Below are 16,731 nucleotides of genomic sequence, written 5' to 3' on the forward strand. Positions count from 1 at the left end.
ACAGCGCTATCGCAGGCAAGCCAGCTCCCACATTTTGAGCTCACTTGGCAGTGAGACCGGTGTTTATTTCAGGCTCGCCTCAACCTTCTCCGCCACATCCTCGGTCAACCAAGCCTTCCACACTTGCGGATGTTCCTTGAGAAACGCCTGGGCCACATCCCGTGGCGCTGTGTGATTTTCACTCATGGTCGCCAATGCCTTATTCAGCGGCTCGATCGGAAACTCAACTTTCTCAAAGAACTGCGCAATCTGCGGATGGGCCTTCTGGAACGGCGTAGATACCCCGATACTCAACTTGGACGCCAACGAGCGCGTGGGCTTCGGATCAGGATTATCCGCATCCGTCAGGGTCTTCCAGGCCTCGGCATCGAACGGCGGTTCCTCCAGTTGGATCAACTTGTAGCGCCCCATCAACGGCGTCGGCGACCAGTAGTAGAACAGCACCGGCTTGCCCCGGCGGATCGACGAGGCAATCTCGGCATCCAGTGCCGCGCCTGAGCCGCTGCGGAAGTTCACGTAGCTGTCATCCAGGCCGTAGGCCTTGAGCTTCTGTTTGTTGACCACTTCCGAGGTCCAGCCGATAGGGCTGTTGAGAAAGCGGCCCTTGCCTGGGGATTCCGGGTCCTTGAACACATCCTTGTAGCGCGCCAGGTCCTTTACGCTCTTGAGGTCCGGCGCCAGTGGCTTGATGCCTTTGGCGGGATCACCCTTGACCACGTATTCCGGCACCCACCAGCCTTCGGTTGCGCCTTTGACCGTGTCCCCAAGACCCACCACCTTGCCTTCGGCCTCCGCCTTGACCCACACCGGGCTGCGGCCGGCCCATTCTTCGCCGATCACCTGGATGTCGTTCTTGGCCAGGGCGGTTTCCAGGGTGATGGTAGTGCCGGGCAAGGTGTCGGTGGGCAAGTCGTAACCCTTCTCGACAATGACCCGCAGCACTTCGGTGATCAGGCTGCCGCTTTCCCAGTTCAGGTCGGCAAAATGTATCGGCGCCTCAGCGGCGCGCACCGGCAATGCGGCCATTGACAGCCCTAGGGTCGCCAGGGACGCCGCCAACAGCGTTCTCAATCCTTTCATGCCTCAGGCACCTCGCGATATCGCAACCAATAGCGGAAGGCTTTGCTGCGTATGCGCGAAGCCTCTGAACAATTAAGTCAACTCAACTGTAGTAGAGGTTCCGGGAGATAACGGGTGTTCGCGTTTTTTTGCTGATTATTCGCTGGCCTTGAACGTGACCAGCTCGCCCTTGCGCCACTTGGCAGCCTTGCCGGTCACGGCCTTGAGGGTTTTGGTCAGGCCTTCCTGCAGTTGCTCATTGGCGGCAAACACCAGCATCACGCTGTGGCCTTCCTTGAACACGATGCCCTGGCCTTCGGCCGAGGACACGAAGGCGTAGTCGCCCAAGCCATAGACGGTCAACTTGATGTCGCGGAACTTCAATTCGAACTTGCCACCCTCACGACTGGGCAATACCGCCGCGCGGAAGTGATCGCCGACTTTGAGTTCCAGGCGAGGTTTGTCGTCCACCACCATCGCCGCCTCGGTGTCGATTTCGGCGATGTAGATACCTTCCGGCGTCTGCTCGGTGATGTAAACGAAACGGGATTGAAACTGCTTGACCAACTTTGCGCGCAAATCACCCAGCACGAACAACGCGTGCATATCCAGATTACTGACTGCCAAGGAAACGCCCCCACATCGAAAAGAGCGCTGTCCGCCAGAGCGGGCAGCACAAAAAAACGGCCATCACGGCACGATCACATCACTCATCTTTGAAAAAAACTGAAGAAGATCCCACTGTCGCGTCACAAGACTAGTACAGACGTACGTGATGGACCTTGTGCAAGGTCATCAGGCACCACAGGAGATCACAGGTTCAACGGCCCGAGAATACGGCCCGACCAACTTCAGAGAATAACCCAATTAAAAATGCAGTTTTCCGACACACAAACACAAATAAACACACTGCCATGGAACCGGGCGCTGGCCGCCGACGACAATACTAAAACAGCAACACCGATCAAAACCACCTACAACACTGCAATCAAGTCATCCGGATCGATCGAAAGGAGCAGGCCATGCAACGATCAGCCTACAACGCGATGTCTTCGCACACCCGTCCATCCTGTCAGGACGAAGCTCAATACTACCGCTTGAACGGCTTTGAAGGGTACTCGGATTCGATTCTTTACCAAGTCGTACCTGCCGGCCGAAACTTTTTCCATATCCGCGAAGTGCTCAGCGGTCGAATCAAAGGCTTTCGCAGCGACCATGTCAAGGCCTGCGAACTGGCCAAGAAACTTGAAGCCATGTTACAAGCGGCCCCACGGAGCAATCGTTTCGTCAGCCCGCTAACTTAACTGCGCCGCCGACCCGCAACAACTGCCATACTGGCCCGTCCACTGAAGTTTGTGTCCACCCGGGCCAGGTTTCTCCAGTGCAGTTATCTCCAAGGGAAGGCTCTACGTGACGGAATTTGATATCGGCGAATTTTTTATCCATGGCGACGCAAGGGAAGTAGACGGTGAGTTCCAAGCCGTGATCATCATGCGGGCCAAGCCACCGCTGACCACTGTCACCACCCACCAGGTTGAAAAAGACCGCTGGTTCAAAACCGTCGACGCCGCCGCCATCGCAGCAAAGGACGCCGCCAAAGCGTTAAAAACCGCCGTAGATTCCGGCGCCCTGAATTCCTGACAATCCGATAGAACTCTACTGCGTCACAACCCTCCCATGCATAACGACCACCCTGCATGGAGAACGATATGGACGCGCCAATCCCTACCCTTGAAACCCTATTTGACCAATTGGGCCTGGATTCAACCCCGGACGCTATCGACGCCTTTATCGCCGCGCACCCTTTGCCTGACGACGTGAAGTTGATCGATGCGCCTTTCTGGTCCGCACAACAGGCAAGTTTTCTCAAGGAAGAGCTGCGCGAAGACGCCGAATGGGCGATCGCGGTGGACGAACTGAACCAACGCCTGCATCAACCGCACTGACGGTAGATATCTACACAACGTTCAAAGGCTGAAAAATCTCCCTGTAGTGAGCGGGCTTGCCCCGCGCTGGGTGGCGAAGCCGCCCCAAACCAAGCGACCTAGTTCTATCTGGAACTCGGCGATGTCTTTATTGGGGCGGCTTCGCCACCCAGCGCGGGGCAAGCCCGCTCACTACAATATGTGTCGATAGCTATGCCCATTCCGGAAAAGCCCAATTCACGTCAACGCCTTACAGCCTCGGGTTTATAGCCCAGGCGCAAACCACCCCAATGCCGGCCCTTGACGACGATCGGCACCGACAGGTCGTGCATCAGCTCACCGGTATCGCGGGTGTAGGTCTGCAACAAAACCGCCTGTTGATGGCTGCCACAGCGGATCCCGGTGCGGTCTTCAAACTTGCGCTTGGTGCGGTTCTGCACAGCATCCACCTGCACATCGCCGGTCAACGCCTGGGAAAACGCCTTGTTGTGCGTCGGCACGTAACCCTGGGGCGTGCAGGCAATGGCGAACACCAACCCTTCATGCCTCGGCAGCAGATCTTCCTGGATCGCCGGCAACACCTGATCGGTATAGCCGTCAAACCGGGTGTGGTACTTGCTTGGGCTGGTATTGGCAATCGGCGTATAGCTGCGGTCGAACAGGTCATCCAGGCTGATGCGGTTCTGTAGCACGTCGGCCTCGAATTGCGCGGCAATTCGGCTAGCGCCTTCACGGGCCAAGTCGTAGATACGCTGATGATAGTCATCCAGGCCAACTTCCGCCAAGCGCTCACTGATGGTTTCGGCCTGGCCTTCCATCTGCACGGCGGCGTCGGCCAGTTGGCGGGTTTGCTGATCGCTGACGGCTAGGTCGCTGCGCATTTGTTCCACAGCATGGAACAGGCTGTCGAGCTGGGTGCGGTTGGTGTCGGTGCCCTGGGCAATTTCATTCACCTGGCCTTCGACATCCGCCGCCAGGCTGGCGATGCTATGCAGTTGCTCACCGGCGCGCTCCACTTGCTCCACGCCCGTGTGCAAGTCTGCCGAGAGCTGGCGAATCTGCTCCACCACCTGAGCGGTGCGTTGCTGGATATCGGCCACCATCACCCCAACCTCATCAGTGGCTGTGGCCGTACGGCCCGCCAGCCCGCGCACCTCATCCGCTACGACTGCAAACCCCCGACCATGCTCACCGGCTCGCGCCGCCTCAATCGCTGCATTGAGTGCCAACAGGTTGGTCTGGCTGGCGATGGACTGGATCACCAGGGTCACCCGCTGGATTTCCTCACTGCGCTGGCTCAAGGCTTCGATCAGTTCACGACTGGCATCGGCGCGCTGGCTGAGCTGGTGCATGCGGCTGATCGATTGGGCCAGCACTTCGCGGCCTTCGGTGCTGCGTTGATGGGCCTGGCTGGCTGCCCCCAGGGCCTCGCGGCTGAGTTGGGAGGTGACCTTTTCGGTGCCAATCATCACCTCGGCACTGCTGACAATCTGCTTGGCTGCACTCAACTGAGACTGCAAGCGAGCCGCCAGTTGCTTGACCGAATAGGCCACGCCGGCAGCGGACAGTGCGTTATGGCTGGTGGTATAGGACAGGTCGCGAGTCAACTCGCCAATCGCATCGACGGCGTCGCAAGACGCAACAACGGGCGTGCGACTTGTCAGGCGAGGCAGCCAGATCACCAGCACGGCCAGTGGCAGGCAGAGGTACAACGGCAGGATGGCAAATGCCAGGCCCAACAGTATCAGCACCAGGGCGATGCTCTGCGTAAGCTGCGTCAACCAGGCGGGCAACCCGCGCACCACCGATTGCGGTGCCACTGCTGCGCCCGTCAGAGATCCGTCTCCAGCCATCTTCGTCACCCCACTGCTTATCGTTATTGTCGCTGCATTAAACGCCACTATCGGGCCATTATCCATGGGCCTTTAGTGGGGTGGTTTGCAACAGATCAATAGACGGGGGTGTAACGAGTCTTTCCCTGGGGGACCGCTCAGCGATCCCCCAGCTTCACCACATCAGGCTTGGCGCTGGTGCTTGTCGATCTGCTCGTGGCGCTCTTGCGCTTCGATGCAGTACTTGGTGGTAGGGCTGATCAGCAAGCGCTTGAGGCCGATAGGCTCGCCGCTGTCATCGCACCAGCCAAAGGAATCTTCCTTGATGCGTTCCAGTGCACGCTCAAGCTGCGGCAACATGCGCTGGTCGCGGTCGATGGCGTTCACCAGCCAGGTGCGCTCTTCTTCAACGGAAGCGGCGTCGGCAGGGTCGGCCGGAGTGTCCAGGCTTTCAATGGCGATACGGTTCTGTTCGATGCGCTCGTGGTGCTCCACTTTCATGTCTTGCAGCAACTTCTCGAAAAAAGCGTGCTGTTCGGCATTCATGTAGTCATCCGCCGGCATGGCCAGCAACTTTTCCTTTGTCATTGATTTCTCTATAAAAAATACGTGCATTAAGGCGAATAAGGGAGCGTTCCGGCCGACCTCTGCAGGTCTCGGAAGGGCGCCGTCCATTTCAAGCGCCACCCGGCACTCAATTTACGAGGGGCGGCAGTCTAAGGCCGACTTGAGGGCACAGCAACTGAAAAGACAGGCAATTTTTCCGAGATAACCCCCAAAAGCACCAGGACGGGCTCGGCGAATGGTTATCGGAGTGCGTTTATAGCAAGAAATTCAGTGTTGTGGAGCTATATAGAAGACAAACGGTTAGAACTGCCTGATAAAGATGCAAGTGTGGGCGTCGGGCTTGCCCGCGATCCAGGCGACTCGGTCCGTCAGGGCTACCGAGTTGATGCAATCGCAGGCAAGCCAGCTCCCGCACTTGATTTGTGTTGGTCGTAAGACGATCTCAGCGTTTGAGTTTGCGCTTGTTGCGGTACTGGTCGATCACCACTGCCACCACAATGATCAGGCCCTTGATGATGTCCTGAATGTACGCATCCACCCCGACAAACGTAAACCCGCTGGCCATCACCCCCAGAATCAGTGCGCCGATCACAGTCCCCGTGATGCGCCCTACCCCGCCCGCCAGGCTGGTGCCGCCGATCACCGCAGCCGCAATCGCATCCAGCTCATAAGACATGCCCATGCCGGCCTGCCCGGTTGCAGCACGTGCCGAAGCGACCACACCGGCCAGACCAGCCAGCAAGCCGGCGATGCTGTAGACGATGATCAAGTGGCGCTTGACGTTGATCCCCGACGTACGCGCCGCCTGCATGTTGCCGCCGATGGCGTAGGTGTATTTGCCGTACTTGGTGTAGCGCAGGGCGATATGGAAGATCACGGCCACCACCAGGAAGATGATCACCGGCATCGCGCCATGGCCGATGGCCGTGTACGAATCCGAGAGCATGCTCACCGGTTGGCCTTCGGTGTAGTAACGCGCCAGGCCACGGGCCGAGACCATCATACCGAGGGTGGCAATAAAGGGTGGGATACCGGTGACGGCGATGATGCTGCCGTTGATCGCCCCTGCCAGCAGCCCGACGCCAAGCCCCATCGCCACCGGAATCCACACTGGCAAATCGGTCAGGCTGGGAAACACGGCTCGGGAAAAATCAGAGGTTTGCGCCAAACTGGCAGCGATCATCGCCGACAACGCCAATACAGAGCCCGAGGACAGGTCGATACCAGTGGTAATGATCACCTGGGTCACACCGATGGCGAGCAGGCCGATGATCGACACTTGCAGGATCATCAGCACCAATCGCTGGGAGTTCATCAGGAAGCTCTGGTCACGCACGATCCAGCCGAACACTTCAAACACCAGGCCGATGCCGATCAGCACCAGGAAGATGCTCAGCTCGGTGGGCATGCGTCGGCGACTTTTGGTTGGCACCGTCGCGGGTTTGTTATCCGTTATTGCATTCATAGCCCATCACCTTTTTATTCTGTACGTCAGTGGACTGCCGTCATCCCGGAGGCCAACTGCATGACTTTTTCCTGGGTCGCGTCGCTGCGGTCCAAGGTGCCCATCAATTCACCTTCGTGCATCACCATGACTCGGTCGCTCATGCCCAGTACTTCGGGCAGCTCGGAAGAAATCATGATCACCGCCATGCCTTCGCTGGCGAGGAAGGCGATCAACCGGTAGATCTCGGCCTTGGCGCCCACATCAATGCCCCGCGTGGGTTCATCAAGGATCAGCAGGCGCGGGTTGGTCATCAGCCAGCGCGCCAGCAAGGCCTTCTGCTGGTTGCCGCCGGACAAGGTGTCGATGCATTGCTCAAGGGACGGGGTTTTCACCCGCAGCTTCTTGCACATGTCTTCGCACAGCGCACGCAGGGCTTTCTGCTGGATAAAACCGTTGCCCGAGTAGTGCGGCAGCACGGCCATTTCCATGTTTTCCAACACGGAAAGGCAGGGGAACAGGCCACTGAGCTTGCGGTCTTCGGTCAACAGAGCAAAGCCCTTCTCAATGGCCATGTGTGGATCGGTAATGCGCACCGCCTTGCCGTCCAGACTGATCTGGCCGCTGCTGCTAGGGGTGATGCCAAAAATGGTTTCGGCCACGTTGGTGCGGCCCGAGCCCATCAACCCGGCAATACCGAGGATCTCGCCGGCATGCAGGTCAAACGATACGTCCTTGAATACGCCGTCCAGCGTCAGGTTGCGTACCGACAGCAACAGGTCACCGATGGGCGTCTCGCGCACCGGGAACAGCTGGCTCAGCTCACGGCCGACCATCATCGAAATCAGGCTGTCGCTGTTCATGCTGTCCGCGCGTTGCAAGCCGATGTACTGGCCGTCGCGGAACACCGCCACTTCATCGGCGATGGCGAATACTTCATTCATTTTATGGGTGATGTAGACGATGCCTTTGCCCTGGGACTTGAGGTCGGCAATGATCGAAAACAGGTGGGCCACTTCCTTGTCGGTAATGGCCGATGTCGGTTCATCCATAATCAGGATGTCGGAGTCGTAGGACACGGCCTTGGCAATCTCGACCATCTGCCGCTCGGCGATGCTCAGGTTGCCCACGTGTTCCTCGGGGTCGAGGTTGATGCGCAAGCGCGCCAGCAACTCGGCGGTGCAGCGGTGCATTTCACGGTGGTTGACCATGTGCAGGCTGTTGAGCTGCTCGCGGCCGATCCAGATATTCTCGGCGATGCTCATGTGCGGCATCAGGTTGAGTTCCTGGTGGATCATCGCGATCCCGGCCTTTTGGGCCGCCAGGGGTGTTTCAAACACGATCGGCTTGCCGCGCAGGCGAATTTCACCGGCGTCGGGCTGGTAGATGCCGGCGATGATTTTCATCAATGTCGACTTGCCTGCACCGTTCTCGCCCATCAGCGCCAGCACGGTACCGGGGCGCACGCGCAGCTGTACATCGGCCAGGGCCACGACACCGGGAAAGCCTTTGCTGATATTGACGATTTCCAGCAGGTAGGGTTCTTCCAACAGCTGGGGTTGGATACCGGGAGGCTGCGAGACAGTGGCTTGAGCGAGCATAAGGAGGTACTCCATCGGCAAGGCGGGCACGACCGCCCTGCCGGTTTATTGTTGTTATGTCAGGGCTACTTGAACTTGGCGACGTTTTCCGGAGTGATCAGTTGGAACGGAATAATCACGTTCTGCTCGACCGGCTCCTTCTTGGCCATTTTGCGCGCCGCTTCCACCGAGCCCACCGCCTGACCCTTGGCGTCCTGGAACGCCGACGCGGCCATGTCACCCTTGGTGATCGCGTTCAGACCGTCCGGGGTGCCGTCGACACCCGCGATCAGCACGCTGCCCGGCTTGGTACCCGCCGACTTCAGGGCCATCGACGCGCCGATGGCCATCTCATCGTTGTTGGCCAGCACCGCGTTGAATTCGCGACCTTGGGTCAGCCAGTCGTTGACCAGGGTCATACCCTTGTCACGCAGCCAGATGCCGGTCTGTTCCTGTTCGATCTTGATATCCGGGTATTTGGCCAGCACCTCCTTCACGCCCTTGGTGCGATTGGTGGTGGAGTTGTTCGCCAGGTCACCCAGCAGGATCACAATCTTGCCTTTGCCGCCGAGCTTTTCAGCGATGTATTGCATTTGCAGGCGACCAGCCTCGATGTCATCGGAGGTCACAGCGACCACATCCTTGGGCAAGTCTTTCTGGTCGGGACGGCGGTTGACGAAGACCAGCGGGATGCCTGCCTTGGTGGCGGCACTGATGATGTTCTTGGTCGACGCGGTATCCACCGGGTTGACGATGATGGCGTCGACTTTCTGGCTGATAAAGTTCTCGACCTGGCTCAACTGCTTGACCACGTCGGCACGCGCGTCTTCGAACTGCAATTGCACACCGTCACCCTTGGGGTAGGACTTGGCTTGCTTGTCCATGTCCTCGCGCAGGTAAGTCAGGAAGGTATCGTCGAAGGCGGACATGCTCACGCCCACCTTGATATCGGCGGCACTGGCAAAACCACTGGCCAGCATCATGGACAAGGCCAGCGCGGTAAAACGGATCGGGGTCTTCATGAACGGTCTGTCTCCACATTCTTGTTGGTTTTGTTGGACGTTACGTTGATCAGAGCGGGACTTGCGAATTGGACAGTCGAACCACCGGCGCGCCTGGAATGCAGCAGACCAGCGCGCCTTTGTTTTCGACGCACAGCACATTAAGGAAGGAGAAGTAGAACGGCCGGGCGCGGGGCAGACCGCGTGGCGCTAGGACAGGGCGTAAAACTCGCAGTACAGCGTTGAAGATTTTCATCTGACGGTACCTGGTTGTTTTTGATCTTGTTTTTGTTGAGTCGTGCAGATCGAGTCCGAACGTACTTTATGCAACCTGGAAAAGACTTTATTGGAAAATAATTTCCATATCAACCTGTTTTAGAATTTTATTCTATTTTTGTTGAAACCACCTGCTGGCGCTCCGCGCTCAGGCGTGCGGCGTCCAATATACGGGTGGTTTCCAGCGCATCATAGGCATCCACCGGCAGCGGCCCCTGCCCTTGCACGGCCAATTGCAACTGTCGATAGAACTGCGTCCAACAGCCCTTTTCCGACGGCACCCGCTCGCGGTCCGGGCCTTGTTCGAACCAGCCCCAGCGGCGGTGTTCTTCAGAGCCCCAATGCTCACCTTCAGTCTTCGGCGACTTGCCGGCCATCAGCGCTTCTTCCTGGCCGTCCAAGCCTTCGACGGTGTAGCAGCCAGAGGTGCCACTGACGCGAAAGCGCGGCGCCTGGCTGTTTTGCAGGGCATTGCCCCACAGATGGGAAATCACACCGTTGGCGTGGGTCAGGGACACAAAAAAACCATGGTCCACCGTGGGATGTTCGGCGGTGTATTGCAGTTGCGCGAACACCCGATCTACCGGGCCGAACAGTTGCAGGGCCTGGTCGACCAAGTGGCTGCCCAGGTCGCGCAGCCAACCACCGCCGCTGGCGTTACCTACGGCTTGCGGGCTGTAGCGTTCCACGCGGGATTCGAAACGCGTGATCGTGCCCAAGGCGCCGGCGTCGATGAGTTTGCGCAGGGTCAGGTAATCCGAGTCCCAGCGTCGGTTCTGGTAGACGCTGAGCAGCGAGCCTTGGCGTTCGGCCGCGGTGATCAGCGCCTGGGCCTGTTCGGCGTTGGCGGCGAAGGGCTTGTCGCTGACCACGGCAACGCCATGTTCGATGGCTTCCAGCACCAGGGCCGGGCGGCCCTTGAGGGTGGTGGAGATAACCAGGGCATCGACGCCGGCTTCGACGATTTGGCCGATGTTGTCAAAAGCCCTGACGCCGGGGTGGTCGATTGCCAGTTGCTGGCGGCGCTCGGGGGACCGAGTTACTACGCCGACCAATGTCGCACCTGGCAGGGTTGCAATCAGCGGCGCATGAAAGAAGCGCCCTCCGTGGCCGTAGCCGACTAGACCGATTCGCATGCATACACTCCTTACTTGAAGTGGAAACCCAATTCAAATGTGGGAGCGGGCTTGCTCGCGAATGCGGTGTATCAGTTAAAGAACTTGTATCTGATACACCGCATTCGCGAGCAAGCCCGCTCCCACACTGACTGCATTCCATCTGTGGGATCGCGGTCAGCCGTAGAAGTGCGGACGCTGCGGCAAGCTCACCTTCACAATCTGCTCGCTATTCTGCGCTTCAATACACGCATCCGCCGCCACCGCCGCCGCAAAACCATCCCACGCCGACGGCCCGCCAACCTGCCCGGCGCGTACGCTGTCGATAAACGCCTGCAACTCGACGTCATAGGCACCAATAAACCGATCCTTCCAGTCCATCAGAATCGCATTGGACAACTTCGCGCCACTGCGCATTTGCACCTGGGATGGCTCCGGCAGCTTGGCAATACCGGTCTCCCCCACCACTTCGCACTGGATGTCATAGCCGTACTGGCAGTTCACGAACACTTCGACATCGATACGCGTGCCCTTGGCGGTTTCCAGCAGCACGATCTGCGGGTCACGCAAGTGGGCCAGGGCCTTGCTGGATTTGCGTGGGAACACCACTTGCACCGAGACGTAGTCGTCGTTGAGCAGCCAACGCAACACATCCAGCTCGTGGATCAGGGTGTCGGTGATCGCCATGTCGGTCTTGTAGTTCTCGCCCACCGTCGGGTTGCGGTGCGCGCAGTGCAGCATCAGGGGTTCGCCGATCTGGCCGCTGTCGATCACCGCTTTCAATGCGCGATAACCCTCGTCGTACGGGCGCATGAAGCCGACTTGCACCAGGCGCTTGCCGTAGGCCACTTCGGCGTCGACGATCTTGCGGCAGCCGTCAGCCGTCACGGCCAAGGGTTTTTCGCAGAACACCGGTTTGCCGGCGGCGATGGCGGCGAGCACGAACTCTTCGTGGCTCGGGCCCCATGAAGTGACCAGAATGGCCTCGACCTGTGGCGAATTGATCAGCGCATGGCCGTCGGCGTACACCTCGGCGTCCAGCTTCAACTCTGCGACAACCTTGGCGGCTTGCTCAAGATTGATGTCGGTTACCGCCACCACCTGGCTGTTGAGCAAGGTCTGGCTGCAACGACGAATATGGTCACGGCCGATGGCGCCGGTACCGATAACACCCAACTTCAAAGACATACATTCACTCCTTTTGTTATTAGTACTGCCGGGCCTTCGCCAGGTGTTCGTTGAGTTTTTTCGCGGCGGCATTCGTACGTTCGCTGGTGGACACCTGCGCCACACCCACCCGCCACCACGACAGGTAGCCGTGGATCATGGTCTTGGGCAGCACCTTGATATCGATCAGCGTCGAAACCGTTTGAGTTCGTGCATCGGCCAGCGCCGCTTCGAGTTGCTCCACAGTGCTGACCTTGTAGGTCTTGCAACCATAGGCCGCCGCGCTCATGGCGAAATCCACCGGCACCAGGCCGCCGTCGAGCTTGCCGCTCTCGGGGTTGCGGTAGCGGAACTCGGTGCCGAAGCTGTCCATGCCATTGCCGATCTGCAGGTTGTTGATGCAGCCGAAAGCCATGTTGTCGAGCAGCACCACGTTGATCTTGCGGCGCTCCTGGATCGAGGTGGCCAGCTCCGAATGCAGCATCATGTAGGAACCATCGCCGACCAGGGCGTAGACCTCTTTGGTCGGCTCGGCGAGTTTCACGCCGAGGGCGGCGTTGATCTCATAGCCCATGCACGAATAGCCGTACTCGACGTGGTAGGTGTTGACGCCCTTGCTGCGCCAGGCGCGCTGCAGGTCACCGGGCAGGCTGCCGGCGGCTGCGACGATGATTGCGTCATCGGCCAGGGTTTGGTTGAGCACGCCAAGCACACGGCTTTGGGTGAGGCACGAACCGGTCAGCTCGATGAATTCACGCAGCACCGCGCGGTCCAGGTGGTCGTCGACCTCCGGCACGAAGCCGTCACCGTCATATTCCACCTGATGCACACGGTCCACTTCGGTGTCCAGCTGCGCCTTGGCTTCACGGATCTGCTCGCCCCAGCCCGAACGATAATCGCCCAGGGCATCGGCCAGTGCTTCAAGGGCGACTTGTGCGTCAGCCAACACCTGCACGCCGTCCAGTTTCAAGGCGTCGCAGGGACTGATGTTGAGGTTGAGAAACCTCACCTCGGCGTGCTTGAACAGTGATTTGGACGAGGTGGTGAAGTCGGTATAACGCGTGCCGATACCGATGATCAGGTCGGCTTCGGGCGCCAGCAGGTTCGCCGCCAGGCAGCCAGTTTCTCCGATCCCGCCGACGTTCAGCGGATGGCTGGAGACCACGGCGCTCTTGCCCGCCTGGGTTTCGGCGAAGGGGATATCAAACCGTTCGGCAAACGCCTGCAGTGCAGCATTGGCACCGGAATACTTCACACCGCCGCCGCAGATGATCAGCGGCTTGCGCTTGCCGCGAAAGGCCGCCAGCGCATCACTGATCATCGCGGCGGTGGCCGGGCGACGTTCGATACGGTGCACGCGTTTTTGCAGGAAGTAGTCGGGATAGTCCCAGGCCTCGGCCTGCACGTCCTGGGGCAACGCCAGGGTCACGGCACCGGTTTCAGCCGGATCGGTAAGCACGCGCATGGCGTGGATTGCGGCGGTCATCAACTGCTCGGGGCGGTTGATGCGGTCCCAGTATTTGCTCACGGAGCGGAAGGCATCGTTGGTGCTGATGCTCAGGTCGTGGAACTGTTCGATCTGTTGCAACACCGGGTCGGGCTGGCGACTGGCATACACATCGCCGGGCAACAGCAGCAGCGGGATACGGTTGGCGGTCGCGGTCGCGGCGGCGGTGAGCATGTTGGCAGCGCCGGGGCCCACAGAAGCGGTGCACGCGTAGATCTTGCGGCGCAGGTGCTGCTTGGCAAAACCGATGGCGGCGTGGGCCATGCCCTGTTCGTTGCGGCCCTGGTGCACCACCAGGTCACCGCTGTCTTGCTCCAGGGCCTGGCCCAGGCCCAGCACGTTGCCGTGGCCGAAAATCGTGAACACCCCGGCGACAAACTTGCTCTGCACGCCATCGACTTCGATGTATTGGTTATCCAGGAACTTCACCAGGGCTTGGGCCATGGTCAGTCTTGTTGTGGTCATGTTCGCACCTTGAATGAATGCAAATCTTTCGATCAACAGTGATCCCATGTGGGAGCGGGCTTGCTCGCGAATGCGGTGTGTCAGTCACCGGATTTACTTACTGGTCCACCGCCTTCGCGAGCAAGCCCGCTCCCACACGTTATCCGCTGTCAGTTCCGGGATTTGTTCAGATGGGCAATGCTCGCGCCCAACGCCTGTTGTATATCCGCCAGTTCATGCACGCTCTCGGCAAACGGCTCAAACGACAAATAGCCGCTGTATCCCGTGCTGAGCAGCGTGTCGATCTGCGCCGCGTTACCAAGGATGTCACCCTCGCCCACCAACACGCGGTGGCCGTCACGAATCGAATTGAGCGGCGCCTCGGCATCTTCCACGCCGGAGATATGCACCAGCCCGGTCAATTCGGGGAAGAACTCATGTTCGCTGGCCAAGTGATGATGGAAGGTGTCGTGCACCAGGCGGAACACATCCAGGCCGCCAATGGACTGGATCGCATCCACCGCCACGCGCTTGCGGCGTAGCGCACATTCCTCAAAGCCTAGGGGTTCGATAAAACCGAGAATCCCGTATTCACGCAGGATCGGCGCCAGCTCGCTCAAGGCCGTGCGCAACCCGGCGGCACGCTGCGCTTCGTTGCGCGTATCGCCTCGCTCGTTGAACGGGCACATCACCAGGCCCTGGGCGCCGCACTCACGGGCATAGGTGGCGAGCTGGATCGCTTGGGCGCGACGCTCCTCGTTCCACACGTCAAAGGGGTACAGCGCGTTGATCGACAGCACCTGGATGCCCTGCGCTGCGCACAACTCGCGCACGCGGCCGGCCGGGGTGCCGAATTCGATTTGCTTGTCCGCAAGGTCATTGCGGATCTCGATGGCATCGCACTTGAGCGCTGCGGCCAACTGGATGAAGTCCGGCAGGGACAGGTTGGGGGCGACCATGCGGTTAAGGGCAAAACGTAAAGGCGACTTCATTGTTGTTCTCCGTCCAAAACCGCTTAGAGGTCCAGCAGCCAGCTGTGCTGTGGGTCGTTATGGAAATGCCAGGCGCGCTTGGGGCCGGCCATCACGTTCAGGTAATACGATTCGTAGCCATACGGCACACTGACCGGGTGGTAACCCTTGGGCACCACCACCAGGTCGCTGTTTTCCACGGCCATGGCCTGGTCAATGCTGCGATCGTCGGTGTAGACGCGCTGGAACACAAAGCCCTGGGGCGGGTTGATCTGGTGGTAGTAGGTCTCTTCAAGAAAGCTCTGGTGCGGCAGGTCGTCGGTGTCGTGCTTGTGCGGCGGGTAGCTCGACGAATGCCCGGACGGCGTGCGTACCTCCACCACCAGCAGTGAATGGGCCGGCTCGCTGTCGGGCAGGATGTCGCACACATAGCGGGTGTTGGCCCCTTTGCCGCGCACGCTGCGTTTGCAGTCTTCCGGGCGGATCAGGCGCGGCTCGTAGCCGTCCGCCCCCGGCGCGGCGCAGACGGCAATCTGTACATCGCTCAACGCAGTGACCTGGGCATCGGTACCCGGTGGCAGGTAGGCGGCGAAGGGGGATTTGTCTTCAAACACCGACTGGCGATCCCCCAGGTTCTGCCAGTTGAAGCCTTCGCCTTCAATGTTCACGCGACCGCTGAGCAGTACCAAGCACAGCTCTTGATCACCGGCGCTGACCGGCAGGGTTTCGCCCAGGCTCAGGCGGTAAGCGGAAAAGCCCACGTACTCCAGGCGCCCCGCTTCCAGCGCGACCATGGTTTGTCCGCGTTTGCTGCTCTTGACCAACAAGCTCATTTTGCAGTCCTCTCATTCAGCAGGGCATCATTCAGCAGAGCACGTAGGGTGTCGTATCCTTTTTTCGCATAGATATAGCTGGGCGCCACAGCCGGGTCCTGCTCGGCCTCCACAACCAGCCAGCCTTCATAGTTCGCGGCCAGCAACTCATCGAGCAATTCGGCGAAGTCGATGTCACCGTCGCCGGGCACGGTGAAGGTGCCGTTGACGATGCAGTCGGGAAAACTCCACATCTGGTTACGCGCCAGTTGCACCACAGGCTTGCGCACGTCCTTGAAATGCACGTGGCAAATGCGGTCGATGTGTTTACACAGCACCTCCACTGGCTCGCCGCCGCCCATGTAGCAGTGGCCCGAATCGAACAGCAGGCCGACTTCCGGGCCCGTTCGCTTCATCAACTGGTCGATGTCTTCCGCGGATTCGACGTAGGCGCCCATATGGTGGTGGTACGCCAGGCGCACGCCTTGGGACAGGGTGAAGCGCGCCAGTTCGGTGAGCTTGTCGGCATAATCCTGCCAGGCCTGTTCGCTGTGAAAGCGCGGGCGCTCGATCAGGCGGATGCGCGAACCCTGGATCGAATCGGCGACTTCGCCGTAGACCAATACACTGGCACCGTTTTGCTTGAGCAACTCGACATGGCCGGCGATGGCCTCGATTTCTTCGGCCACTGAACGCCGGGCCAGCCGGCTCGAGTACCAGCCGGAGACCAGTGCCAGGTCATAAGGACGCAGCACATCGCCGACGCCTTTGGCGTCCTTGGGGAATTTGCCGTTGAGTTCGAAGCCTTCGTAACCGATTTCCTTGCCTTCGCTCAAGGCGGTGCTCAGGGGCGTTTCGCCGCCCAGGGCTGGGAGGTCGTCGTTGCTCCAGGAAATCGGGTTGATGCCAATTCGGATTGCGGGCATGGCTGCACCTTTTGTTTTTATCTAGAGATCACCGGGATCTGCTTTATGTGGGAGCGGGCTTGCTCGCGAATGCGGTCTGTCAGGCAACACTTCTGTAACTGAACC

At 59.5% G+C, this 16,731-nt stretch carries 17 protein-coding genes; 3 read left to right on the forward strand and 14 right to left on the reverse strand.

Annotated features, from left to right (window positions below; all coding sequences use genetic code 11):
* Window positions 1-63: 63 nt before the first annotated feature.
* Entirely contained in the window at window positions 64-1,080 is a 1,017-nt protein-coding gene (locus tag AB4O35_RS22460) for an ABC transporter substrate-binding protein (protein WP_065946372.1), read from the reverse strand.
* A 135-nt stretch (window positions 1,081-1,215) separates the two neighbouring features.
* Window positions 1,216-1,665 carry a hypothetical protein gene (locus AB4O35_RS22465; protein ID WP_050554011.1) on the reverse strand — a complete coding sequence of 150 codons (450 nt, stop codon included), beginning with the start codon at window positions 1,663-1,665 and terminating at the stop codon, window positions 1,216-1,218.
* Between the two features lie 416 nt (window positions 1,666-2,081).
* Here AB4O35_RS22465 and AB4O35_RS22470 point away from each other — a divergent pair, with 416 nt between their 5' ends.
* The 3 genes from AB4O35_RS22470 to AB4O35_RS22480 all read left to right on the forward strand — a co-directional run bounded on the left by AB4O35_RS22470 (window position 2,082) and on the right by AB4O35_RS22480 (window position 3,005).
* Window positions 2,082-2,363, forward strand: coding sequence for a hypothetical protein (locus AB4O35_RS22470; protein ID WP_065876104.1), 282 nt, complete (start codon window positions 2,082-2,084; stop codon window positions 2,361-2,363).
* 106 nt (window positions 2,364-2,469) lie between these two features.
* Window positions 2,470-2,700, forward strand: coding sequence for a hypothetical protein (locus AB4O35_RS22475; RefSeq protein ID WP_065876103.1), 231 nt, complete (start codon window positions 2,470-2,472; stop codon window positions 2,698-2,700).
* Between the two features lie 68 nt (window positions 2,701-2,768).
* Window positions 2,769-3,005 (forward strand): DUF2789 domain-containing protein, encoded by a 237-nt coding sequence (locus tag AB4O35_RS22480; RefSeq protein WP_049708713.1) that lies wholly within the window; start codon window positions 2,769-2,771, stop codon window positions 3,003-3,005.
* 221 nt (window positions 3,006-3,226) lie between these two features.
* On the opposite strand, the gene AB4O35_RS22485 is transcribed toward AB4O35_RS22480, so the two are convergent.
* The 12 genes from AB4O35_RS22485 to iolE all read right to left on the reverse strand — a co-directional run bounded on the left by AB4O35_RS22485 (window position 3,227) and on the right by iolE (window position 16,626).
* Window positions 3,227-4,903, reverse strand: coding sequence for a methyl-accepting chemotaxis protein (locus AB4O35_RS22485; protein ID WP_371915028.1), 1,677 nt, complete (start codon window positions 4,901-4,903; stop codon window positions 3,227-3,229).
* 96 nt (window positions 4,904-4,999) lie between these two features.
* On the reverse strand, window positions 5,000-5,404 hold the full coding sequence (locus AB4O35_RS22490; RefSeq protein WP_003191666.1) for a TraR/DksA family transcriptional regulator: 405 nt from the start codon (window positions 5,402-5,404) through the stop codon (window positions 5,000-5,002).
* A gap of 421 nt (window positions 5,405-5,825) precedes the next feature.
* Window positions 5,826-6,848: an ABC transporter permease gene (locus tag AB4O35_RS22495; RefSeq protein ID WP_049708715.1), complete on the reverse strand. Its 1,023-nt coding sequence runs from the start codon at window positions 6,846-6,848 to the stop codon at window positions 5,826-5,828.
* Window positions 6,849-6,874: 26 nt separating this feature from the next.
* Window positions 6,875-8,428, reverse strand: coding sequence for a sugar ABC transporter ATP-binding protein (locus AB4O35_RS22500; protein ID WP_065876101.1), 1,554 nt, complete (start codon window positions 8,426-8,428; stop codon window positions 6,875-6,877).
* Window positions 8,429-8,493: 65 nt separating this feature from the next.
* The gene (locus AB4O35_RS22505; protein ID WP_065876100.1) at window positions 8,494-9,429 is read right to left on the reverse strand and encodes a sugar ABC transporter substrate-binding protein; all 936 of its coding nucleotides are present in this window, start codon (window positions 9,427-9,429) and stop codon (window positions 8,494-8,496) included.
* 49 nt (window positions 9,430-9,478) lie between these two features.
* The gene (locus AB4O35_RS22510) at window positions 9,479-9,664 is read right to left on the reverse strand and encodes a hypothetical protein (RefSeq protein ID WP_083207208.1); all 186 of its coding nucleotides are present in this window, start codon (window positions 9,662-9,664) and stop codon (window positions 9,479-9,481) included.
* A 127-nt stretch (window positions 9,665-9,791) separates the two neighbouring features.
* Window positions 9,792-10,820: a Gfo/Idh/MocA family protein gene (locus AB4O35_RS22515; RefSeq protein WP_065876099.1), complete on the reverse strand. Its 1,029-nt coding sequence runs from the start codon at window positions 10,818-10,820 to the stop codon at window positions 9,792-9,794.
* Between the two features lie 156 nt (window positions 10,821-10,976).
* Window positions 10,977-11,987, reverse strand: coding sequence for a bifunctional inositol 2-dehydrogenase/D-chiro-inositol 1-dehydrogenase (locus AB4O35_RS22520; RefSeq protein ID WP_065876098.1), 1,011 nt, complete (start codon window positions 11,985-11,987; stop codon window positions 10,977-10,979).
* 19 nt (window positions 11,988-12,006) lie between these two features.
* Complete coding sequence (gene iolD, locus AB4O35_RS22525) at window positions 12,007-13,938, reverse strand: 3D-(3,5/4)-trihydroxycyclohexane-1,2-dione acylhydrolase (decyclizing) (RefSeq protein ID WP_065891235.1); 1,932 nt, start codon at window positions 13,936-13,938, stop codon at window positions 12,007-12,009.
* 149 nt (window positions 13,939-14,087) lie between these two features.
* Window positions 14,088-14,909 (reverse strand): TIM barrel protein, encoded by an 822-nt coding sequence (locus tag AB4O35_RS22530; RefSeq protein ID WP_065946373.1) that lies wholly within the window; start codon window positions 14,907-14,909, stop codon window positions 14,088-14,090.
* A gap of 23 nt (window positions 14,910-14,932) precedes the next feature.
* The gene (gene iolB, locus AB4O35_RS22535; protein ID WP_065876095.1) at window positions 14,933-15,721 is read right to left on the reverse strand and encodes a 5-deoxy-glucuronate isomerase; all 789 of its coding nucleotides are present in this window, start codon (window positions 15,719-15,721) and stop codon (window positions 14,933-14,935) included.
* Window positions 15,718-16,626 carry a myo-inosose-2 dehydratase gene (gene iolE, locus AB4O35_RS22540; protein WP_065946374.1) on the reverse strand — a complete coding sequence of 303 codons (909 nt, stop codon included), beginning with the start codon at window positions 16,624-16,626 and terminating at the stop codon, window positions 15,718-15,720. The genes iolB and iolE overlap by 4 nt, the downstream gene beginning before the upstream one ends.
* Window positions 16,627-16,731 lie beyond the last annotated feature (105 nt).

This window comes from Pseudomonas sp. H1_A03, assembly GCF_054685145.1.